The sequence below is a fragment of the Amycolatopsis sp. BJA-103 genome (assembly GCF_002849735.1).
Lineage (GTDB): Bacteria > Actinomycetota > Actinomycetes > Mycobacteriales > Pseudonocardiaceae > Amycolatopsis.
This window is the reverse complement of the sequence record NZ_CP017780.1, coordinates 6,604,432-6,624,918: the sequence shown is the minus strand read 5'-3', so window position 1 is coordinate 6,624,918 and position 20,487 is coordinate 6,604,432. Positions and strand designations below refer to the sequence as shown.

Here is a 20,487-nt window from a genome sequence, read left to right as displayed (position 1 = left end):
GCGATCGGTTGCGGTCGCGCTGAAGGCTCCCGCCGCCTGGATGCCGAGCGGCCGTGTCGCGAAAGCCACTTTCGGGACATCAGACGTCCCGAAAGTGGCTTTCGCGACACCCCGACCCGCCCCCACGTTTGCCCTTCCCCCTCTACCGCGTTTTCCGGAACAGCGCGGCCACGAGCACACCGAGCCACACGACGGCGAGGGTGAGCAACAGGCCGGTGAGGGTGTCGGCATCGTGCAGCCCCGGGTTCCGGGCGCCGCCGAAAGGTCGCCACAGCAACGGAACCGCGAGCAGCGTCAGCACCCCCGTGAGGACCGCGCCCGTTTTGACCGGGGTCTTCCAGCGTTCCGGGAGGAATCTGCTCAGCACGAGCCCGGCGGCGCCGACCAGCGGCGCGACCAGCAGGTCGTGCACCAGCGGTCCGCCGGCGAGCCAGCCGAGCGTCCCGAAGACGTCCGGGCGCAGCGGGAACGCGTATTCGGCGAACAGCACCGCGCCCCAGGCGAGCGCGCCGAGGCCGGGCAGGAACAGCAGCAGCCGCAACGTTTTCACAGCGTCTCCAACCGGGTGACCCATTTCGTCTGCAAGACACCGGGGCGGTTCGGGGCGATGATCCGGCACGGGAAGCCGTGGTCGGCGTCGAGGATCTCGCCGTTGAGTTCCAGTGCCAGCAGGGTGAGCCCGTCCCCGGTGTGCTCGCCGGGCAGTTCGCTGATCCCGTAGATCCCGCCCTTCTCCAGCGAGAACACGCGGACCGGCGTGCCCGGCGCGCTTCCGGCGTCCCGCAACAACTCAGGCAGCGAGACGCCGCTCCAGTGCGCGGATTCGCTCCAGCCCTCGACACACGCGATCGGGAGTTCGGCGGAAGTCCGGGGAAGCGCGCGGAGTTCGGCGAGCGAGTAGGTTTTCGTGCCTTTCGGGGTGATCACCGAAAGGCGCCAATCCGGGTCGTTTGCCGCTTCCAAGACACCGGCCGCCGCGGCCGTCCGGTTGACCGGCAGGCCTTGCGGTCCCTTGTCGCTTCGCCACGACAGTCCGGAAACGTTACGCAGCAACGGAACCGTCGCGCCCGCCGTCGCGACGACGGCGACTCCCGCGGCCAGCCAGGTCGTGCGGAGGAAGGCGCGCCGCGAGGGTTCCGGTCGCTGGGTGAGCGAGCGGCGGACTATCGGCAGTTTCACCGCGACGTGCACCAGGATCGAGCCGATCGCCACCCACGCGACCGCGTAGTGCAGCTGCGGGAAGTAGAAGTTCCACGGATAGTTCTGCGCGACGTTGAACAGGCCGGTGACGAGTTCGAAGAAGGCGGCCGCGGACAGCACCAGGATCGACAGCCGTTCGAGCGCGTGCGGCAGGGAGCGGACCACCGGCCGTTCGAACAGTTTCGGGTAGACGCTCCAGAGTTTGGCCAGCAGCAAGGGAATCGACGCGATCCCGGAGACGACGTGCGTGCCCTGCGTGACCCGGTACAGCCACACCGGGCGGCTCGGCCAGCCGAACCACGACGGCGGATGCTGGATGAGATGGCTGATCAGGCCGGTGACGAAGCACAGGGTGAACGTGACGGCGAGGGCGAGCCCGATCCGGGACGTCACCCGTTGCGAAGGTGAGTTCATGCTTTCTCCAGGCAGGCGAACCAGCGGTGGCCGCGGCGGGTGGCCCAGGCGACCCGGAACGCGCTCCGGGCGGCGAGTCCGGCGATCGCTTCGACGCCGACCCATGCCCAGGTGAACCAGTTCCCGCCGTCGGGCCCCAGTCGGACCTGGTCCTGACGGACGCCGCAGCCAGGCGGGTCGAGCTCGACGAGCACCGTCCCGCCGTCCGCGATCAGTTCCGCCATGCGGGTCAGCAAGCGCAGGGGATCGCCGCCGATGCCGATGTTCCCGTCGGCGAGCAGGACATGGCGCCAGCGTCCCTCGCCGGGGACGGGCTCGAAGACGTCCCGGTGCAGCGCGGCGGCGCCCCGGGCGTGGGTGAGGCGGACGGCGGTGGCCGAGATGTCGACGCCGAGCGAGGCGACACCGCGTTCGGACAACGCGGCCGTGAGCCTGCCGGGGCCGCAGCCGACGTCGAGGGTCGGGCCGGCACAAGCGTCGAGGAGGACGTCGTCGCCGTCGCAGGGAATGGCCGTCCAGCGGTCCACCGGCAGGTCGACACGTTCGCCGGTCGCCAGTTCCAGCCAGCAGCGGTGGCCGAGCAGGCCGCGGTCGAAGGCGGTCACCGGACTTCAGCGACCGCTCGGGCGAACCGGCCGCCGGGGATCTCCGCCGCGACGAGACGCGCGTCGGAGATGGTGTCCACATCGGACAGTGTGGGCAGGATGCCCGGGCTCAGGCCGATGCCCGCCAGCGCGCGCAAGGTCTGGAGTCCGGTGTCTTCGCGGGACATCGGGACAACCGCGAGAGCCTTGGCGTGCAGGGGATCCTGGAGTCCCAGCGCCCACCAGCCGCCGTCCTGCGCGAGTCCGAGGACGGAATCCTCGGTTTCCAGAGGTTGCGCAGCCTCGGCCAGGAGCGCGGGAGTGACCTGCGGGGTGTCCATCCCGATTTGCAGCACCGGTTCCCCGGGGCGGCGGGCATCGGCGTGGGCGTTGACGAGACGGACGTCGAAACCGTCGCCGCGCTGGGGGATCACCTCCGTTTCCCGGAGTGCGGTGGCGATTTCCGTGCCGCGAGTGGCCTTCCCGAGGTCGCCGGTCATGGCGACGACCACGCGCGCTCCCGGGGTCAGCAGCGCGGCGTCGAGGGTGTCGAGCAGCGAGGCGGCCGCGATCTCGGCGGCCTGTTCTGGCTCCGCGGGCGGACAGAGCCGCGTCTTGGCGAAACCGGGCACGGGCGCTTTGGCGACGATCAGCAGGCAGAAGGTCATCGGCTCAGCACCCGCCCGAAATCCCGGGTGGCGCGGAGGGTCCCGCGCAGCGAGCCGGAGACCTTCGACTTCGTGCCCTTGGCACGTTCGCCGTAGGAGACGTCGAACTCGGCGACCCGCCACCCCGCGCGCTGGGCCTTGATCAGCAGTTCGAGCGGGTAGCCGAAGGCGCGATCGGTGACGCCGAGATCCAGCAGCGCCCGCCGCCGGACGGCTCGCAGCGGGGCGATGTCGCGAACCGGCAATCCCTTGCGCCGTAAGAGGGACGAGACCAGCGCGTTGCCCGCTCTCGCGTGCCACGGCCAGACGCCGGGACCGCTCGGCACCCGCCGCCCGACGGCCAGCTCCGCGCCGGCGAGGCCGTCGACCAGCATCGGCAGTTCGGCGAGGTCCAGGGAACCGTCGGCGTCGGCGAAACAGACGACGTCCGCCGTGGCCGCCTCCAGCCCGGTGTGGACCGCGGCGCCGTAGCCGCGCCGGGGTTCGTGGACGACCTTCGCCCCGAGCCCGGCCGCGATCCCGGCGGAACCGTCGCTCGATCCGTTGTCGACCACGATCGCCCGGTAGCGTGCGGGCAGGGCCGCCAGTACCCCCGGGAGGGCACCGGCCTCGTCGAGACAGGGAAGTACGACGTCAACCTGGTCATCGTTCACGCAACGCACGTTAGGTCCGTAATGGACGGACGAGAACCCTTGTGATGCTTACCGAATCCTGACATCCGCGAAGTTCTTACCGAGTTCTGACGGACCTTGTTCCAAGGACGCCGCGGCGCGGGAACGCGGTTATGGTGCCGGTGATGTCCACTGTCACCGCCCCTGTCCGCACGGGTCGCCGCGCCGACCTGATCGCCGTCGCGCTGGCGATGCTCGTCGTCGCCGCGGCGATCGCCGTCGGCCTCTACTACAACCGCCCGGGTTCCGGCGTGGTGATCTACGCCTTCGCGCCGCCGCTGTTCGGGCTGTGGCTCCCTCACGTCGGTCCGGGCTCGGTCGCCGCCGTCGTGCTCGCGATCCTCGTCGTCACCAAAGGTCCCTCGCTCGCCGCGCGGCTGCGCTGGCGGCCGTTGCTCGCGCTCGGCTACGTGGCCGCGGTGGCGTGGACGTTCTCGCTGACGATGATCGACGGCTGGACCCGCGGCTTCACCGGCAGGCTCACCACGGAACACGAGTACCTGCACGAAGTCCCGGGGATCACCGACATCCCGAAGATGCTGAGTGAGTTCTCCTCGCGCATCCTGGACTACCAGCCGGACTCGTGGACGACGCACGTCTCCGGGCATCCGCCGGGCGCGACCCTGGTCTTCGTCTGGCTCGACAGGCTCGGCCTGCACGGCGGCGCCTGGGCGTCGACGCTCGTCGTGCTGGTCGGCTGCCTGGCCGTGGTCGCGGTGCCGGTGACGCTCTCCGCACTGGGCAGGCAGGACGCCGCGAGGACGGTCCTGCCGTTCGCCGTCCTGACCCCGGGCGCGATCTGGATCGGGGTCTCCGCGGACGGGCTGTTCGCCGGGGTGACGGCGACCGGGATCGCGCTGCTGGCGCTCGCCACGCGGCGGCGGATCCTCGCGCTCCCCGGCGGTCTGCTGCTCGGGTTCGGGCTCTTTCTCTCGTACGGCCTCGTACTGCTGGGGGTGATCGTCCTGGCCGTCGTCGTGCTGACGCGCCAGTGGCGGATCCTGCTCCTCGCCCTGGCCGGGGTGGCCGCGGTCGTGGTGGCGTTCGCGCTGACCGGCTTCTGGTGGCTCGATGGCTATCACCTGGTGGTCGAGCGCTACTACCAGGGGATCGCGACGCTGCGCCCGTACTCCTATTGGGTGTGGGCGGATCTCGCGGCGGTGCTGATCGCGCTCGGCCCGGCCGTGATCGCCGGGACACGCCGCGCCGGGGCGGCGTTCCTTGGCGAGCCGAAACGGTCGTTCCGCGACCCGGTCGTCCTGATCGTGCTGGCCGCGGCGCTGACGATCGCGTTCGCCGATCTGTCCGGCCTGTCGAAGGCGGAGGTCGAACGCATCTGGTTACCGTTCGAGGTGTGGCTGCTGCCCGCGGTGGCGCTGCTGCCGTCGCCCGGACGGCGGTGGTGGCTCGCCGCGTCGGCGGCCACGGCGCTGGTGGTGAACCATCTGGTGCTGACGAGCTGGTGAGGTGGGCTTCATGACAGAGCAGGGCCGGGTGCTCGTGGTCGACGACGACGAGACCGTCCGGGACGTCGTCCGGCGGTATCTGGAGGTCGCGGGCTTCGACGTCGACGTCGCCGGGGACGGCACCGAGGGGCTGCGGCTGTTCTCCGAGACCGGCCCGGACCTCGTGGTGCTCGACGTCATGATGCCCGGGCTCAACGGGCTCGAGGTGTGCCGGCGGCTGCGGCAGGTGAGCCAGGTGCCGGTGGTGATGCTGACCGCGCTCGGCGAGGAGGAGAACCGGATCGCCGGACTCCAGCTCGGCGCCGACGACTACGTCACGAAACCCTTCAGCCCCAAGGAACTCGCGTTGCGGGTGGCGTCGGTCCTGCGGCGGGCCCGGATGCCGCGGCCGGAACCAGCGGCCCGTCAGGTCACCGACGGGGACCTTTCGCTGCAGATGACCGCGCGGCAGGCGACCCTCGGCGGCACCGAACTTCCTTTGACCAGCCGGGAATTCGACCTCCTCGCGTTCTTCCTCGCCCATCCCGGCGTGGCGTTCTCGCGCGCCGATCTGCTGGAGAAGGTCTGGGGCTGGGACTTCGGCGACCAGTCCACCGTGACCGTCCACGTGAGACGGTTGCGGGAGAAGATCGAGCGGAATCCGGCGAAACCCGTCCGCGTCGCCACCGTCTGGGGCGTCGGCTACCGGTACGACCCGGTGCGACCGTGATCGGCTCCGGCGAGTCGTTCGGCGAGATGCTGGCGCACGCCTGGCACATCCTGCCGTTCGCGCTGATGTTCGCGGTGCCGGTGGTGCTGCTCGGCGGGCTGGCGCTGTACCTGCTCAGGCGCGGTTCGCTGGCCAGCACGATGACGATCCTCGTGCTGATCCCGGTGCTCGCGACGCTGATCGCGGTGCTCGGGATCAGCGGGTTCATGTTCACCCCCGCGCTGACCACGATGACGCTCGTCTGCCTGCTGGTCGCGCTGGTGACGGTGCCCGCGGCACTCGTGCTCGGCCGCGCGATCGCGCGCCGCAGCGTGTGGGAGCGGGAGGCACGGGAACGGGAGCGCGCGGCCGAGGCGTCGCGGCGTGAACTGGTCGCGTGGATCAGCCACGACCTGCGGAGCCCGCTGGCCGGGATCCAGGCGATGGCCGAGGCCGTCGCGGACGGTGTCGTCGCCGAACCGATCGAGGTCACCGGGTACGCGCGGCGGATCAGCGGCGAGACCACGCGGCTGTCCGGCATGGTCGGGGATCTGTTCGAGCTGTCGCGGATCACCGCGGGCGCGTTGCGACTGACCATGGCCTCCGTGCCGTTGCGGGACGTCGTGAGCGACGCCGTCGCCGCGCAAGCGCCGCTCGCCGAGCAGAAACGCGTGCGGATGGTCGAGAACGCCGACGTCTGGCCGGTCGTCTCCGGCAGCGATCCGGAACTGGCGCGGATCGTGCGCAACCTGGTGTCCAACGCCGTGCGGCACACCCCGCCGGATGGGACGGTCGCGGTCCAGATCGGGATAGAAGGCGGCGAGGCGCTGCTGGCGGTCTCCGACGGTTGCGGCGGGATCCCCGACGACGAGATCGGCCGGGTCTTCGACGTCGCGTTCCGCGGGACGACGGCGCGGACCCCCGAACGCGGCGGATTGGCGAGCGGCGGCGGACTCGGGCTGGCGATCGCGAAGGGGCTCGTCGAGGCGCATCGCGGCCGGATCGGCGTCCGCAATCACGGTCCGGGATGCCGGTTCGAGGTCCGGCTGCCGTTGGCCATGCCCTAGAACCGCAGGAAACCCATGTCCGGGAAGTGGGCCGCCGCGATGATCGCGCCGGTCTCTTCCGCTTCGGCGAGGAACCGCTGCCGGGTGCGGAGCGCGAGGTCCGGGTCGACGTCGCCGAGGAAGCTCACGCGCGTGTCCGCCAGCTGCGCGGGCGTGTGCAGGACGTCGCCGAGCAGCAGCAGGCGCTCATCGTCCGCGGTGATGTCGAGGACGTAGTGGCCCGGCGTGTGGCCGGGGGCGTGCCGCGCCACGATCCCGGGCGCGATCTCGACGTCGTCGCCGCTGATCGCCTCGGTCAGGCCCGCGGCGCGGGCGGTCTCCATGCCGGCACGACTCCATTCGCCGGTCCCGGCGGGCTCGATCAGGGCCTCCCAGTCGAGCTGCCCGAAGACGACCTGAGCTCCGGGAAAGGTCAGGTCGCCTTCGGGGGCGATCCAGCCGATGTGGTCGTTGTGCAGGTGGGTGAGGAAGACGGTGTCGATCTCGTCGATCGGGCAGCCCGCCTTGTCCAGCGCGGCGGCGAGGTCGCCACCGGTGCCCATCGGCGGGGTGGGGTCGCCCTTGGCGGGCGTCATTCCCTTGGGGAAGGCGAACTCGCGCGGGCCGAGGCCGGTGTCGACGAGGATCGTGCGGCCGTTGCCGCGGATCAGGTACGCGCCGGTCGGGACGTGCACGGTGCCGTCCTCGTCGAAGACGTCCGGGTGGGCGTCCGGGTCGAGACCGGGGAAGAACGCGAGCGGCAGCCGGAGCAGGCCGTCCCCGAGCGCTTCGATCTCGATGTCTCCGACGGTGATGCCCACCAAAACCCCCAAAAAAAGCCGATTCCGTTGCCGGGAACGACAACCGGCCGGGGGTGCGGTCTGTTCCCGGTTTCAGAGACCGACCGGTTCCCGCAGCTCAGCGGTGGCGAACCCGGCGATGCCCTCGGCGAAACCGGTTCGCGCGGTGAAGCCGAGCAGCCGCCGGGCGCGGGCCGGATCGGCGACGACGTGCCGGACGTCGGCCGGCCTCGCGCCACCGGCGATCTTCGGAGCCGGTCCGGCGCAGGCCTTCGCGAGCTCTTCGGCGAGTTCGCCGACCGAGTGCGGCTGCCCGGAACAGATGTTCAGCGGCGTCAGGTCGCCTTCGGGGCCCTCGGTTTCCAGCGCGAGGACGTTCGCCCTCGCGACGTCGTGGACGTGCACGAAGTCTCGCTGCTGCTTGCCGTCCTCCAGCACTGTCGGTGCCTCGCCACGCAGGAGCGAGGACCGGAACAGCGACGCGACACCGGCGTACGGGGTGTTCTGCGGCATCCGGGGCCCGTAGACGTTGTGGTAGCGCATGGCCCAGACCGTTCCGCCGGTCTGCCGGGCCCACGCCGCCGCCAGATGTTCCTGCGCGAGCTTGGTGGCCGCGTAGGTGCTTCGCGGCCGCAACGGCGCGTCCTCGGGGACCAGCCGCCAGTCGAGTTCGGCGCCGCAATCCGCGCACGCGGGCTCGAAGCAGCCGGCGTCCACATCGGACTGTTTCCGCGGTGACGGTGGGACGATCCCGTGGATGGGGCATTCGTAGCGGCCTTCGCCGTAGACGACCATCGACGAGGCGAGTACCAGTTTCCGGACCTTGGCGCGGTGCATCGCGGCGAGCAGCACGGCCGTCCCGTAGTCGTTGTTCAGCGCGTACGACGGCGCGTCGGACGGATCGACGCCGTGTCCGACGACGGCCGCCTGATGGCAGACCGCGTCGACGCCGTCCAGCAGCTCGGCGACCAGCTCCGTGTCGGTGACGTCGCCGCGCAGGAACCGGTGCCGTCCGGTGTACCCGGGCGGCCGCGACGAACCGTGGGCGGTGCGCAGGAGGTTGTCGAGGACGACGACCTCGTGGCCCTCATCGGACAGCAGATCGGCGATATGGGAGCCGATGAACCCGGCCCCGCCGGTTACGAGTGTTCGCACCTTCCCGACGCTAAGGGGGATCGACGGCGACGGCCCCGGATCCGCGGCTCACGTCAGGGAATCGTCACAACTCATGGCCTGCGACACCGCGGGAGCGAAGATCAGCCGAAACCGGATACGGTGTGCCTATGGAACGGAGCGCACAACGGCTGGGCCGCGCACTGGTGGTCATCGTGGACGACCGTGTCGCCCACGGCGAACACGAGGACAACACGGGACCGCTGGTCACGGAGTTGCTCGAAGAGGCGGGGTTCATCGTCGACGGCGTCGTGGTGGTCGAGGCCGAGACGGCCGCGATCCGCAACGCGCTCAACACCGCCGTGATCGGTGGCGCCGATCTGGTGATCACCGTCGGCGGCACCGGGGTCTCCCCGCGCGATCGCACGCCCGACGCGACGGCCGGTGTGCTCGACCGTCCGATCCCGGGCATCGGCGAGGCACTGCGCGCGTCCGGTCTGGCCGCCGGCGCGGTGGACGCGGGGATCTCCCGCGGGCTCGTCGGGGTCTCCGGCAGCACGCTGGTGGTCAACCTCGCGGGTTCGCGCGCGGCCGTCCGCGACGGCATGGCGACGCTCTCGTCGCTGGTGCCGTACGTGATCGACGAGCTTTCCGGACTCGAAGAGGCCTGACCTTTGGCGGACGACGAAGACAAGCGCCCTGCCGCGGCCGCCCAACGCCGGGTCGACGAGATCTTCGGCGACGTCCTGCCGGACACGACTTCCGACGAGCGAGAGCCGGGGCAGCGCGCCCCGGACTCCGACTCGTGGTACCTGGAGAACCGGCCGCCTCATCACGACCGGTGATCCGGCTCAGCCCTGGCGGTTCTGCTGCGCGCGCAGCAGGTCGCGGATCTCGGTGAGCAGCTCGACGTCGGTCGGCTCCGCCGGGCCCGCCTCTTCGCCGCGCTTACGCCGCTCCTGGACGTGCTTGACCGGCAGCACGATCACGAAGTAGACGACGGCGGCGACCAGCACGAAGTTGATCGCCGCGTTGATCACGCCGCCGAAGTCGAGGAACGTGGCGTCGTTCGCGCTGAGGATGTTGAACCCCAGCCCCTTGGCGGCGTCCGAGCCGCCGATGGTGTTGATCAGCGGTTTGATCAGGCCGGTCGTGAAGGCCGTGACGATCGATGTGAACGCGGCGCCGATGACCACCGCGACCGCGAGATCGACGACGTTCCCGCGCATCAGGAAGTCCTTGAAACCCTTGAGCAAGTCGCACTCCTCTTCACCTGGGACGGCTCGCCGACCGTCCCTTTTCCGTACCGGGGGGACGCAGGCGCCCGCCGCCACCGGTGGCAGGCGCGAGCTAGCGGAGGGTAACCGTTATGGACCGTTCCAGCGAGGTGGCGGCGACCCGTGTCGCGATCGCGGAGGGCAGGGAGAGCAGCACCAAAGGTCCCTTGCTCCCGGCGCCGGGAGCTCTCGGCTCACCGGTTCCCTGCGCGCCGACAGCCGCCACGACGGCCATGCTGGCCAGCACAGACGCCTCTCGTCCGGCCTCGGCGGCCGCGACGACATCGACCCGCTGGCCCGGCCTGAGCAACTCCGCGACACCCGCGTCGCCGAGCCTCACCGGGACAGTTGAATTCTCTGGATCACCCGTTCCGGGGATGGCTGTGTCCACCAGTCGGACGTCGGTCAGCGGCTCACCGGCCCGCGCCGCCCCGACGAGCATCCGCCCCTCGGCCGACGCGGGACTGGCGGTGGCGCCCTGTGGACGGACGTCGTCCGGGAGGTCGACGAGCTTGAGGTCCCCGGCGCGCAGCAGTGTCCCGGCGGGGAGGTCACGGGCGGAGACCACGGTCGCGGTGCCGGGCGTGCCCCGGGCGGAGTCGGGCAGGAAGAGGACGACCAGGCCGCTGAGCAGCAGGGACAGGGCCAGCCAGCGGCGGAGCAGGCGCGCCGGCCTGCCCTGAAGTCTTCGCAGGACGGGCAGATCGTGGAGCACGGGATTCCCCCTCGTCGATCGGTGATGATCTCGACGCTAGGGGCCGGTGCGGTACCCGGGAAGAACGAAAACCCCCGGCTGTGGATAACCGGGGGCCTGTGGACAACTCGGGGCGTCAGGAAGCGGCGGCGGCCGTTTTCGTCGTACCCGTGGAGGAGGATGCCGAGCTCTTCGTCTCCGACTTGGACTCGGGCTTCGACTCGGTCTTGCTCTCCGACTTGGACTCGGTCTTGGCCGAGGTCGAGGTCGTGTTGGCCTTCGAGTCGCGCGAATCGTTGCGGTAGAACCCGCTGCCCTTGAAGACCACGCCGACCGAGCTGAAGACCTTGCGAAGCGGCCCTGAGCACTGCGGGCACACGGTCAAGCTCGCGTCGGAGAACGACTGCACGGCCTCGAAAGCGTGGTCGCATTCCTTGCAGGCGTATTGGTAGGTGGGCACTGCTGCTCCTTCGTGCATTGGCACTCAGCCGACATGAGTGCTAACACAACACGGTACCGGCGCATTCCGGCGCTGGTCAAACAAGGTTTCCCAAGGTCACATGATGCCCTGGTCACGCCATTCGTACCGCGCCTGTTCCGCGCGGGTCCGGGTCGGCTTTCATCCAGGCTACGGGCCATCGTGAGTAACGTGATCTCTCAGCGTGCGACCCTGGCGCGGGCGGAAGGAATGCCACCATGCCGGAGCGAACCGAAGATCCGTTCGGCGGCAGGAACCCGACCAGTCACGAGCGCATGACGGGCCGGCCATGGGACGCCTCCTACCACGAGGGTCCCGCCCCCTGGGACTTCGGCGGACCTCAGCCCGCCATCGTCCGGGCGGCGCCACGGTTCACCGGCGAGGTACTCGACGCGGGCTGCGGGTCCGGCGAGAACGCGCTTCACCTCGCGTCACGGGGGCTTCACGTGCTGGGCGTCGACGTCGCCGAGACCGCGTTGAGCAGAGCACGCCGGAAGGCGGTCGAGCGCGGGCTCGAGGCCGAGTTCACGACGGCGGACGCGCTTCACCTGGAGCGACTCGGACAGCGGTTCGACACGGTGCTCGATTGCGGGCTTTTCCACGCCTTCGACGCCGACGAGCGCCTCGCGTACGTCAAGAGCCTCGAAGCGGTGACCAAGGGGACGCTGTACATCCTGTGTTTCAGCGAGGGCGAGAACGCCGGACCTCATCCCGTAAAACGTGAGGCGCTGACAAAGCCCTTCGGTGAAGGATGGCGCGTGAAGACCATCGAGAAGGAGCGCGTCCGGACCGGGTTCCACGACGAGAACGGCGCTCCTGCCTGGTTCGCGACGATCGAAAGAGAGCCGTCGGATGAGTGAGCTGCGAGATCTCCTGGCCGACGTCGCCGCCCGCGTGGCCGACTACCGCGAAAGCGTGGCCGACGCTCCGGTCTTCCCGGACGACACGTCGGGCGTCCGGGGAAAGCTCGGCGAGCTGCCCGAAAAGCCCACTCCGCCCGCCGACGTGATCCGGCGGCTCGCCGACGCCGTCGAGCCCGCGCTGGTGGCGACCACCGGGCCGAGGTACTTCGGATTCGTCACCGGTGGCGCGCTCGAAGCCGCGACGGCCGCCGACATGCTGACGGCCGGTTGGGACCAGGGTGCTTTCAACCAGGTCACCTCGCCTGCCGCCGCGATCGTCGAGGAGGTGGCGGGCGAGTGGCTCAAGGACGTCCTCGGCCTGCCGTCGGGCGCCTCCTTCGGATTCGTGACCGGTGGCCAGGGCGCCAACACGGTCTGCCTGGCCGCCGCACGTCATCACGTGCTGGCGCGGGCGGGATGGGACGTCGAGCGTCGCGGACTGCACGGGGCGCCGCCGCTCACGGTGGTGGCCGGCGAGGAACGCCACGCGACGATCGACCGCTCCCTGCGGCTACTCGGCCTGGGGACCGACTCCGTCAGGCCGGTACGCACGAACGGCCAAGGCGCCATCGACGTCGCCGACCTCGAGCGCACCCTCGACGGTCCCGCAATCGTTTGCCTTCAGGCCGGGAACGTGAACACCGGTGCCTTCGACGACTTCGCCGCAGCGACGGAAATCGCCCACGAGCGGGGCGCGTGGGTCCATGTCGACGGCGCGTTCGGGCTCTGGGCGGCCGCCACTCCCGCACTCGGGCACCTGACCGCCGGGGTGGAAGCGGCCGACTCCTGGGCGGTCGACGGGCACAAGTGGCTCAACGTCCCTTACGACAGCGGTTATGCCTTCTGCGCCCATCCCGAGTCCCACGTCGCCGCGATGTCGCTCACGGCCGCTTACCTGACCGGCCAGGGGGCTGGCGACGTGAGAGCGCCGGGCGACTTCGTGCCGGAGTCCTCCCGCCGGGCGCGCGGGTTCGCGACGTGGGCGGCACTCAGCGAGCTGGGCCGCTCAGGAGCCGCCGAACTGGTCGAGCGTTGCTGCGCGCTGGCACGCAGGTTCGCCGGGCAACTCGCGAAGAGCGAAGGCGTCACCATCGTCAACGACGTCGTGCTGAACCAGGTCCTCGTCAGCTTCGGCGAAGACACGGACAAGGTGATCGAGGCCGTCCAGCGCTCCGGCGAGTGCTGGATGGGCGCGACCACCTGGCGCGGCCGACGTCTGATGCGCATCTCCGTGTCCAATTGGACCACCACCGAAGCCGACGTCGATCGCGGTGTCGCCGCGATTCAGGCGGCCTTGGGCAGCGTCGCGGGAAACACGACAAGGAAGAACTGAAAAGTATGGCTGACAAGACACCGCAGGACATCGACGTGACGTTCACGGCCGAGGTAATTCCCGACTCCAACAGCGGCTGGCCGTGTGTGAACATGCCGGACTCCGCGGAGTTCTTCGGCACCGGCAAAGCCGTCAAGGTCAGCGGCACCGTGGACGGCCACGACTACGAGGTGAGCATGCTGCCGATCGGCGGCGGCGTCCACATGATGCCGCTGCGCAAACCGTTCCGGAAGGTGATCCGGAAGGAGATCGGAGACCAGGTCACCGTGCATCTGACCAAGCGGATTTCCTAGCCCTCGCGACAGAAGGGGCCGCTCACACGGCGCCGGTCCAGATCGGCCGCAGTTCGACGGTCTGACCTGGCGCGGCGAACTCGGCGGCGATCTCGTCGGCCCGCGCCTGGTCCTTGGCCTCGATCAGGAAGAAACCGGCGAGATGGTCCTTCGTCGCCGAGTAGGGGCCTGCGCTCTTCTTCGCCGCGCCGGATTCGTACTCGTACAGGCTCGCTTTCGCGGGGTCGCCGAGCGGTTCTCCGCTGACGAGCTCACCCTTTTCGTGCAAACGGCCGAGCAGCGCTTCGAATGCCGCGAAGTGCCGCTCGCGTTCCTCCGCGGAAAGAGCGGCGAACTCCGGCGTGAATTCCTCGACCGGGTGTCCCCACGGCTCAGGATGAGAATGGAGCAGGATCAGGTACTTCATCGTGTTCTTCCCCTTCGCGGACCGTGCCGTGGCTCGCCTTCACTGTGCCGACAGCGGATCAGCACGAACAGTGAGCGGGCCACGACCGGGAAGTGAAGACGTCACGGTGACCCGACCGATCAGGAATCGAGAAGCGCCGGATACCGGCCTCACCTAGCGTGATCGCCATGGACATCAGCATTCACGGAAGCTTCCTCCCGCAGACCGACCCCGAAGCCGCACTGGCGTTCTACCGCGATCTCCTGGGCTTCGAGGTGCGCAACGACGTCGGCTACGACGGGATGCGCTGGCTCACCGTCGGCCCGCCGGGACAGCCCGTGTCGATCGTGCTGCACCCGCCGGCCGTCGACCCCGGCATCACCGACGACGAGCGCCGGGTCATCAGCGAGATGATGGCCAAGGGCACCTACGCGGGCATCCTGTTCTCCTCGGACGACCTCGACGGCCTCTTCAAGCAGCTCGCGGAGGCAGGCGCCGAGGTCATCCAGGAGCCGACCGACCAGCCGTACGGTCTGCGCGACGGCGCCGTCCGCGACCCGTCCGGGAACCTGATCCGTATCCAGCAGCGCGTCTGACGTCACCGGGTGCGGGCGCGGACATGGATCCGCTCACCCTGCTTGCCGAAGAGGCTGAGCACCTCGACCCGCCCGCGGCCGGTGGCGCCGAACCAATGCGGCGTCCGGCAGTCGAACTCGGCCGCCTCGCCGGGGCCGAGCACGACGTCCTGGTCGCCGAGCACCAGCCGAAGCCTGCCGCGCAGCACGTAGAGCCACTCGCGGCCGGGATGCGTCCGCGTCCGGGGTTCGTCGTCGCCGGGCGGGATCGTCATCTTGTAGGCACGGGGCCCGTCCTCGTGCCGGGTGAGCGGAATGAGGACCCGGCCGTCCTCGGGCGGTTCGAGCACCCGCGGTGAGGGCACGATCTCGTCGACGCGCAGGCCCAGCGCGGCGATGACCGGCAGGAGCAGTTCGAGGCTCGGCTTGCGCTGCCCGGATTCGAGCCGGGACAGGGTGCTGGTGGAGATGCCGGTGGCGCGGCTGAGCTCCACCAGCGTCGTCCCCTTTTTCGAGCGTGCGCGTCGCAGCCGGGGTGCGATCAGCTCGATCGCCGCGGCGACGGCGGGTTGGTTCTCCATATCGCCAGCACAGCAGCTCGTCCCGATTCCGGCAAAGTTCTTTGCCGAAACAGCCAGACGCTGCCGATGCTGGCGCCATGACCGAAACCCAGCGCCTCCCCGCCGGCGTCTACCTGCTCGCCTTCAGCCTGTTCGCCATGGGGAGCGCCGAATTCCTGATGGCAGGCGTCCTGCCCTCGGCCGCCGCCGACCTCGGCGTCTCCCTGTCGTCCGCGGGAGCCCTCATCACCGCGTTCGCCCTCGGCGTCGTCCTGGGCGGCCCGCCCTTCGCCGTGCTCAGCCTGAAGTGGCCACGGCGAACGGCGCTGATGACCACGCAACTCGTCTTCGCCGCGTCGATCGCGGCAGGCTTGCTCGCCGACGACTATCTCGTCCTGCTGATCACCCGCTTCGTCGCCGGTCTCGCCTACGCGGGCTTCTTCGCGGTCGCCGCCGTGACCGCGATCAGCCTGGTGACCCCCGACCGCAACGCGCGCGCCTCGGGCGTCGTCGTCGCCGGGCTCAGCGTCGCCATGGTGGCCGGGGGACCGGCGGGCACCCTGCTCAGCAACCTCACCGACTGGACCGGCGGCTTCTGGGGCGTCGTGGCGCTTACGGTTGTAGGCGTGGTCGGCTGCGCCGTGGGCCTGCCCGCCACCGCGTCCGCGGCTCCGAACCTTTCGGGCGAACTGCGCGCGATGCGCTCCTGGCGCCTGTGGGGCGTCTACGCCGTCACGATCCTGAGCACCGCCTCGTACATGGTTTCCTTCAACTACCTGGCGGCGATGCTGGAGGACGTCCTTCCCGCGGTCTGGATCCCCGCCGTCCTGGCACTGTTCGGCGTCGGCGCCTTCGCGGGATTGTCGGTCGGCGGCCGGATCTCCGACAAGCGGCCGCACCACGCGCTTCTTGGCGGTGTCCTCGGCATCGCGGTCTTCTCGGTGCTGCTCGCCGTCTTCACCACGTCGGTCTGGGTTGTCGTGCCCGTGGTGTTCCTGCTGGGAGTCGCGGCTTTCGTGCTCAACCCGGCGCTCTACGGGCGGGTGTTCGCCATCGCCGGTTCCGCCCCGACCCTCGCCGGCGCCACCACGGTCTCGGCCTTCCAGCTGGGCATCAGCCTCACCCCGGCCTTCGCCGCCGGGGCACTGAACCTGGGCGCCTCGCTGACCGCCATCCCGTGGATCGGCGCGGCCCTGGCGCTGGTCACGGTGCCCCTTGTGCTCGTTTGCTAGCATGCGAGCATGGCTCAGGTCGAGAAACGGCAATTCAACGTCTATCTGCCGCCCGACCTCATCAAGCGGGTGAAGCACGCGTCCGTCGACGCCGACGAGTCGCTCTCGTCGTTCGTCGAACGGGTGCTGGAGGACTACCTGCGGACCAGTGAGGAACGCGAACGATGAAGGTCATGCCGATCCGCTACACCTCGGACGTCGAGGCCATGACGCGGTTCTACGAGGCTCTCGGGCTGCGGGCCGGGCCGGTGTCGCGCCCCGGCGGATGGGTCGAACTGCCCGCCGAGGGCGGGATGCTGGCCATCCACCGGTCGTCCGGCGAGGACGTGGGCCGCTGCGAGCTGGCCTTCGAGGTCGGCGAACCACTGGGAGACGTCGCGGAACGCCTGCGAGCGGCCGGTTTCGAGCCGGGACCGCCGATGGACGAAAGCTTCGGGCACTCACTGCGCGTCCAGGATCCCGACGGTGTCTGGGTGCAGCTCAACCTGTACGACCGAGACCTTTACACGTGACAGGAGTCCGGCTGGCGGTCGGCATCGTCGCGCTCGAGTTCGCGGCCGCGGTGACCGGTTTCGTCGCCTCCACGCTGCTGCCCGTCGTCGCCGATGATCTCGACGCCCGGGACAGCCTCGGACTCCTGATCGCCGGCTCGTCCTTGGGCCTTTTCGTCGCGCTTCCCTTGGCGAGCCGGGTTCTCGCCCGCCTGGGCCCTCGCGGCACCCTCGCCGCCGGGATGATCGCCTACCTGAGCGGACTCCTCCTGGCCGCGATGTCGCGGACTGCATGGATGTTCGCCCTGGGCCAGTTCTCCGCCGGGCTCGCCAGCGGCCTCCTCGCGGTTTTCGGTATCAGCTCGGCGATCCGGCATCTCGACGACCGCCTGCGGATCCGCGTGGTCGCGGCGTCCTCGGCGATGTGGATCGTTCCCGCCCTGGTCGGCCCGGCCGTGACGTTGGGTCTGGAACATCTCGTGGGCTGGCGTTGGACCCTCCTGCTGCCGGTGCCGTTCGTCCTTTTCGGACGGTTGCTGGTGGTGCGCGCCACCCGCGGCTCCCGGGATTCCACCGAGGTGCCACGCCCGCTGCTGCGGACCCTGACAGTGCCGCTCGGCGCGGCGTGTGTCGTGTTCAGCAAGGGGTTCTGGCCGATCGCGCTCGCCGGGGCGGCGATCACCGTCGTCGGGATGATCGCGATCCTGCCGCCGGGCACCGCTCGCCTACGCCCTGGAACCCCCGCCGCGCTCGGCGCGATGGTGTTGTTCGCGATCGGCTATTTCGGCGCGGACAGCCTGATCACCGTGCTCCTGACGAGCGTGGTGCAAGTGAGTCTCGGGCAGGCGGCGATCGTCCTGAGCGCCGCACCCCTGGGCTGGGCGGTGACCAGCCTCGTCGCGACCCGGCTCGCTTCGACGTATCTTCCCGTAGTGGGCTTGAGTCTGACCGCTCTCGGCACCGCTTGCGTCGCTTTCGGCGGTTCGTTCCCCGTGGTCCTCGCCGCTTGGACCGTCGCCGGAATCGGCGTCGGCCTCGCCTATCCCGGCCTGTACATCAGAGCCACGACCGCGGGCTCCAGCGGTTTCTCCGCCGCGGAACTCGCCACCGCCGTCATCACGGCGGAATGCGTCGGGCAGTTACTGGGCCGGGCCGTCGGCGGCGCCCTGAGTTCCACGGGCACCGGCCTGCTCGCCTCGTACGCGCTGTTCGCCGTTGCCTTGGCCGCTGCCGCGATCGCTGCGCTTCGAAGGGGGCACCCGCGTAGATCCACGCGCCTGAACTGAGGTGAAAGATGGTGCGATTGGCGCGGTTCGGCCAGGGAATCAGCATGTCCCGAGCTGGAGATTCACCCCTCACCGTAATCGGCAATTGGTGCGGCTCGCTGACCACCGGCATTGCCTGACATCACGGCACTGCTAGGACCAACCTAAGTACCGCCGTTCACCCGCAAGCAGCGTGACACCTTTCGGACCATCGGAGTTCCTTACTGCTGGACTACGACTACTAGTTCGTCACGGGCGCGAGTGGCTGCCACGTAGCGCAGTGACCGACGCCGGAGGTCGGCGTCGGCTCGTTCGGAAAGGGCCAGTGCCTCCAGACGTGCCAGTTCCACCGAGGAGGGACGATCGGCCGCAATCACGACTTTGGAGAACTCGGTTCCCTTGGCGCGGTGCATGGTCATGACCGCTACGCGTCCCTGCGGCGATCGGTCCCGATCGACGGCGCGGGCATCGACGCCACGCTCGGTCAGCGCCGTCACCACCCGATCACGATGGAAACGGTCCGACACGAGGACTGCCACAGTCTCGGCATCGGTTCCGGCTTTTACCCAAGCGAGGACATAGTCGCCGATGATCTGCAATTCGGCACTGAGAGTTTCGGCGAGAACGATCTCCGGTTCGGGGCCGGTGCGGGCTGAACGATAGCCGGTGGTTTCCGTATCGTCTTCCATGTCGACGTACTGCCCACCTTCGATGATCTTCATCGCGTAATGCAGGTTCTGCGCGGTAGTTCGGTAGTTCAGGGTGAGTCGCCGCGAGCGACCGACGATCGCTACGCCGCACCGGCTCAGCACCACGCGCGCTCCATAGATGCGCTGGTGTGCGTCCTCGGCGATGAACAGATCGTCCGGATGCTCCCCGGTGAGAGCACGCAGCAACTGCCAGTGGGTTGGCGAGAGATCTTGTCCTTCGTCGATGAGTACGTGGTCGGCACGCTTGTCTGTTTGTTTGGCTAGATGTGCGGCGGCAACGGCTGCAGCCTCGGTGAAGTCGAGACTCCCATCGATACGGCTCTGCGCACGGTATGCCGCGATGAGCCCCCACACGGCTGATCGTTTGGCTCGATCGAGTGCCACGCCCCTGCCAGGGCGGCGCACCCGAAGGTATCCCGCCTCGTCGTGGATCTTGTTAGGCAGCACGATGTGGCCGTACTCGCTCGACAGGAACGACTCGTTGGCCATCGCTGGTGGAAGTGACGTATCGGTCGACTCGACGACCTCTCGCCATCGGGTGCCGGCTGTTCGGGCAAGTGGCGCGGAACGGTCTTCACCGAGCACCTCACGCACACTGGCGGCGAGGCCGCTACCTGCACCGCGCAGCACGGCAGAAGCAAGTGCATCCACACCGGTGACGTGCACACCCGGTTGGCCGAGTTTTTTTGCCTGCGACACTCGTGGGTCGAGTTGCGTAAGACTGTCGCTGAGCGCATCGGCAAGGTTCGTGGTGAACGTGGTCAGCACGATCCGCGCATTGGGGTTACGGCGCGCCAGTGCGCGAGCACGGTGTACGAGCACGACGGTCTTGCCGGTGCCTGCTCCTCCGGACAGTCTGAACGGGCCGTTGTAGCTGCGTTCGACGTAGCGGAGCTGCTCGGGGTGCAGGAAAATCCGCCAGGCGCCGAAGTCGCCTCCCTCGATGACGCGACGCAGCTCGTCCTGATCGCCGATCATGGCGTACTGGAAGGCCGCCCCTGGTCGTTTCAGCGAGTGCAAAACGTCCGCGTCGGCATTGCCAGAGGGAGCGGCCTTCGCAAGTTCCAACCGCGCAACGACCGAATCGACCGTGTCACCAGCGGCGAGATCGACCAAGATCGTGCCGATCCAGCCATCGTGCTGCTGAGCAAGATCCAACACTGCGTCCTCGTCGACGGCGTCGATCGCCTGACTGACTACGTGCTCCGGTAGTCCGAGAGTCTCGACCAACGTGTTGCGGTCATGGCCCAGACTCACGAGCAACGACTGGCTGGCCGATGATTTGGTGACGGCCGGGACTGATTCGATCGGGGGTTCGATCTCTGCGATCTGCGGTAGCCCATTGATCGGGTTGACGCTCAGCCGTACCCGGCGCGCCTCGGCGATCGCGTCGTCATGTGGCCAGATGCCGTGAATGACGTAGTGGCGCTCGCCGTCGCTGTCGAGGCGGAACATGACTGCTCGCCAGAAGTTGTCCACTCTGCCGGTGCGTACCCGTGGGTCGGCGGCGTTCTCGATGGGTTCGATATGCAGGCCGGACGTGGTGTCGTCGGTCCCGAGTTTCTGTAGGAATGCCATGGCCTTGCTGCGGATCGATCCATCGATCTTGCTGGCCAGCTTGCCCATGATGATGGTCGGCATC

General features: G+C 69.2%; 26 protein-coding genes. 13 read left to right on the top strand and 13 right to left on the bottom strand.

Annotation, left to right across the window (positions count from 1 at the left end):
- Positions 1–142: 142 nt before the first annotated feature.
- From BKN51_RS29210 to BKN51_RS29190, 5 genes are read right to left on the bottom strand one after another with little or no spacing between them, the layout of a single operon-like run.
- Entirely contained in the window at positions 143–550 is a 408-nt protein-coding gene (locus BKN51_RS29210; protein ID WP_101610693.1) for a hypothetical protein, read from the bottom strand.
- The gene (locus BKN51_RS29205) at positions 547–1,614 is read right to left on the bottom strand and encodes a molybdopterin-dependent oxidoreductase (RefSeq protein WP_101610692.1); all 1,068 of its coding nucleotides are present in this window, start codon (positions 1,612–1,614) and stop codon (positions 547–549) included. The genes BKN51_RS29210 and BKN51_RS29205 overlap by 4 nt, the downstream gene beginning before the upstream one ends.
- Positions 1,611–2,219 carry a methyltransferase domain-containing protein gene (locus tag BKN51_RS29200; protein ID WP_101610691.1) on the bottom strand — a complete coding sequence of 203 codons (609 nt, stop codon included), beginning with the start codon at positions 2,217–2,219 and terminating at the stop codon, positions 1,611–1,613. Before BKN51_RS29200 ends, BKN51_RS29205 begins: the two co-directional genes overlap by 4 nt.
- Positions 2,216–2,866: a TIGR04282 family arsenosugar biosynthesis glycosyltransferase gene (locus BKN51_RS29195; protein ID WP_101610690.1), complete on the bottom strand. Its 651-nt coding sequence runs from the start codon at positions 2,864–2,866 to the stop codon at positions 2,216–2,218. Before BKN51_RS29195 ends, BKN51_RS29200 begins: the two co-directional genes overlap by 4 nt.
- Positions 2,863–3,519, bottom strand: a complete 657-nt coding sequence (locus BKN51_RS29190; RefSeq protein WP_101610689.1) for a glycosyltransferase family 2 protein — start codon at positions 3,517–3,519, stop codon at positions 2,863–2,865. Before BKN51_RS29190 ends, BKN51_RS29195 begins: the two co-directional genes overlap by 4 nt.
- A gap of 131 nt (positions 3,520–3,650) precedes the next feature.
- Between BKN51_RS29190 and BKN51_RS29185 the strand changes: the two genes are divergently transcribed.
- Genes BKN51_RS29185 through BKN51_RS29175 form a run of 3 tightly spaced genes read left to right on the top strand, consistent with a single transcriptional unit; the run spans position 3,651 to position 6,758 of the window.
- Positions 3,651–5,003: a hypothetical protein gene (locus BKN51_RS29185; RefSeq protein WP_101610688.1), complete on the top strand. Its 1,353-nt coding sequence runs from the start codon at positions 3,651–3,653 to the stop codon at positions 5,001–5,003.
- 10 nt (positions 5,004–5,013) lie between these two features.
- Positions 5,014–5,712 (top strand): response regulator transcription factor, encoded by a 699-nt coding sequence (locus BKN51_RS29180; RefSeq protein WP_101613523.1) that lies wholly within the window; start codon positions 5,014–5,016, stop codon positions 5,710–5,712.
- Positions 5,709–6,758 carry a sensor histidine kinase gene (locus tag BKN51_RS29175; RefSeq protein ID WP_101610687.1) on the top strand — a complete coding sequence of 350 codons (1,050 nt, stop codon included), beginning with the start codon at positions 5,709–5,711 and terminating at the stop codon, positions 6,756–6,758. Before BKN51_RS29180 ends, BKN51_RS29175 begins: the two co-directional genes overlap by 4 nt.
- Here BKN51_RS29175 and BKN51_RS29170 read toward each other — a convergent pair.
- Complete coding sequence (locus BKN51_RS29170; RefSeq protein WP_101610686.1) at positions 6,755–7,558, bottom strand: MBL fold metallo-hydrolase; 804 nt, start codon at positions 7,556–7,558, stop codon at positions 6,755–6,757. The genes BKN51_RS29175 and BKN51_RS29170 overlap by 4 nt on opposite strands.
- Before the next feature lie 72 nt (positions 7,559–7,630).
- Complete coding sequence (locus BKN51_RS29165) at positions 7,631–8,692, bottom strand: NAD-dependent epimerase/dehydratase family protein (protein WP_101610685.1); 1,062 nt, start codon at positions 8,690–8,692, stop codon at positions 7,631–7,633.
- Positions 8,693–8,820: 128 nt separating this feature from the next.
- Between BKN51_RS29165 and BKN51_RS29160 the strand changes: the two genes are divergently transcribed.
- Positions 8,821–9,321, top strand: coding sequence for a MogA/MoaB family molybdenum cofactor biosynthesis protein (locus BKN51_RS29160; protein ID WP_005155592.1), 501 nt, complete (start codon positions 8,821–8,823; stop codon positions 9,319–9,321).
- A gap of 3 nt (positions 9,322–9,324) precedes the next feature.
- On the top strand, positions 9,325–9,495 hold the full coding sequence (locus tag BKN51_RS43630) for a hypothetical protein (RefSeq protein WP_168214414.1): 171 nt from the start codon (positions 9,325–9,327) through the stop codon (positions 9,493–9,495).
- A 6-nt stretch (positions 9,496–9,501) separates the two neighbouring features.
- Here the strand turns inward: BKN51_RS43630 and mscL are convergent, their stop codons facing one another.
- The 3 genes from mscL to BKN51_RS29145 all read right to left on the bottom strand — a co-directional run bounded on the left by mscL (position 9,502) and on the right by BKN51_RS29145 (position 11,081).
- The gene (gene mscL, locus BKN51_RS29155) at positions 9,502–9,906 is read right to left on the bottom strand and encodes a large-conductance mechanosensitive channel protein MscL (RefSeq protein ID WP_101610684.1); all 405 of its coding nucleotides are present in this window, start codon (positions 9,904–9,906) and stop codon (positions 9,502–9,504) included.
- A gap of 94 nt (positions 9,907–10,000) precedes the next feature.
- Positions 10,001–10,642 (bottom strand): SAF domain-containing protein, encoded by a 642-nt coding sequence (locus tag BKN51_RS29150; protein WP_101610683.1) that lies wholly within the window; start codon positions 10,640–10,642, stop codon positions 10,001–10,003.
- Positions 10,643–10,757: 115 nt separating this feature from the next.
- Positions 10,758–11,081 carry an FmdB family zinc ribbon protein gene (locus BKN51_RS29145; RefSeq protein ID WP_101610682.1) on the bottom strand — a complete coding sequence of 108 codons (324 nt, stop codon included), beginning with the start codon at positions 11,079–11,081 and terminating at the stop codon, positions 10,758–10,760.
- A gap of 236 nt (positions 11,082–11,317) precedes the next feature.
- Here BKN51_RS29145 and BKN51_RS29140 point away from each other — a divergent pair, with 236 nt between their 5' ends.
- Genes BKN51_RS29140 through BKN51_RS29130 form a run of 3 tightly spaced genes read left to right on the top strand, consistent with a single transcriptional unit; the run spans position 11,318 to position 13,627 of the window.
- Positions 11,318–11,959: a class I SAM-dependent methyltransferase gene (locus tag BKN51_RS29140; protein ID WP_101610681.1), complete on the top strand. Its 642-nt coding sequence runs from the start codon at positions 11,318–11,320 to the stop codon at positions 11,957–11,959.
- Complete coding sequence (locus tag BKN51_RS29135; protein WP_101610680.1) at positions 11,952–13,334, top strand: pyridoxal phosphate-dependent decarboxylase family protein; 1,383 nt, start codon at positions 11,952–11,954, stop codon at positions 13,332–13,334. The genes BKN51_RS29140 and BKN51_RS29135 overlap by 8 nt, the downstream gene beginning before the upstream one ends.
- A 5-nt stretch (positions 13,335–13,339) precedes the next feature.
- Positions 13,340–13,627, top strand: a complete 288-nt coding sequence (locus tag BKN51_RS29130) for a DUF1905 domain-containing protein (RefSeq protein WP_101610679.1) — start codon at positions 13,340–13,342, stop codon at positions 13,625–13,627.
- Between the two features lie 22 nt (positions 13,628–13,649).
- Here BKN51_RS29130 and BKN51_RS29125 read toward each other — a convergent pair whose 3' ends face one another.
- Complete coding sequence (locus BKN51_RS29125) at positions 13,650–14,033, bottom strand: YciI family protein (protein WP_101610678.1); 384 nt, start codon at positions 14,031–14,033, stop codon at positions 13,650–13,652.
- A gap of 167 nt (positions 14,034–14,200) precedes the next feature.
- Here BKN51_RS29125 and BKN51_RS29120 point away from each other — a divergent pair, with 167 nt between their 5' ends.
- Entirely contained in the window at positions 14,201–14,608 is a 408-nt protein-coding gene (locus tag BKN51_RS29120; protein ID WP_101613522.1) for a VOC family protein, read from the top strand.
- A gap of 2 nt (positions 14,609–14,610) precedes the next feature.
- Here BKN51_RS29120 and BKN51_RS29115 read toward each other — a convergent pair whose 3' ends face one another.
- Positions 14,611–15,168 (bottom strand): helix-turn-helix domain-containing protein, encoded by a 558-nt coding sequence (locus BKN51_RS29115; RefSeq protein ID WP_101610677.1) that lies wholly within the window; start codon positions 15,166–15,168, stop codon positions 14,611–14,613.
- A 77-nt stretch (positions 15,169–15,245) separates the two neighbouring features.
- On the opposite strand from BKN51_RS29115, the gene BKN51_RS29110 reads away from it, so the two are divergent.
- The 4 genes from BKN51_RS29110 to BKN51_RS29095 are packed head-to-tail and all read left to right on the top strand — an operon-like array spanning position 15,246 to position 18,156.
- On the top strand, positions 15,246–16,379 hold the full coding sequence (locus BKN51_RS29110; RefSeq protein ID WP_101610676.1) for an MFS transporter: 1,134 nt from the start codon (positions 15,246–15,248) through the stop codon (positions 16,377–16,379).
- 9 nt (positions 16,380–16,388) lie between these two features.
- Positions 16,389–16,547 (top strand): hypothetical protein, encoded by a 159-nt coding sequence (locus BKN51_RS29105; RefSeq protein WP_005163639.1) that lies wholly within the window; start codon positions 16,389–16,391, stop codon positions 16,545–16,547.
- The gene (locus BKN51_RS29100; protein ID WP_101610675.1) at positions 16,544–16,891 is read left to right on the top strand and encodes a VOC family protein; all 348 of its coding nucleotides are present in this window, start codon (positions 16,544–16,546) and stop codon (positions 16,889–16,891) included. Before BKN51_RS29105 ends, BKN51_RS29100 begins: the two co-directional genes overlap by 4 nt.
- The gene (locus BKN51_RS29095; protein ID WP_101610674.1) at positions 16,888–18,156 is read left to right on the top strand and encodes an MFS transporter; all 1,269 of its coding nucleotides are present in this window, start codon (positions 16,888–16,890) and stop codon (positions 18,154–18,156) included. Before BKN51_RS29100 ends, BKN51_RS29095 begins: the two co-directional genes overlap by 4 nt.
- 200 nt (positions 18,157–18,356) lie before the next feature.
- Here the strand turns inward: BKN51_RS29095 and BKN51_RS29090 are convergent, their stop codons facing one another.
- Positions 18,357–20,486, bottom strand: coding sequence for a UvrD-helicase domain-containing protein (locus BKN51_RS29090; RefSeq protein WP_101610673.1), 2,130 nt, complete (start codon positions 20,484–20,486; stop codon positions 18,357–18,359).
- Position 20,487: the final 1 nt, after the last annotated feature.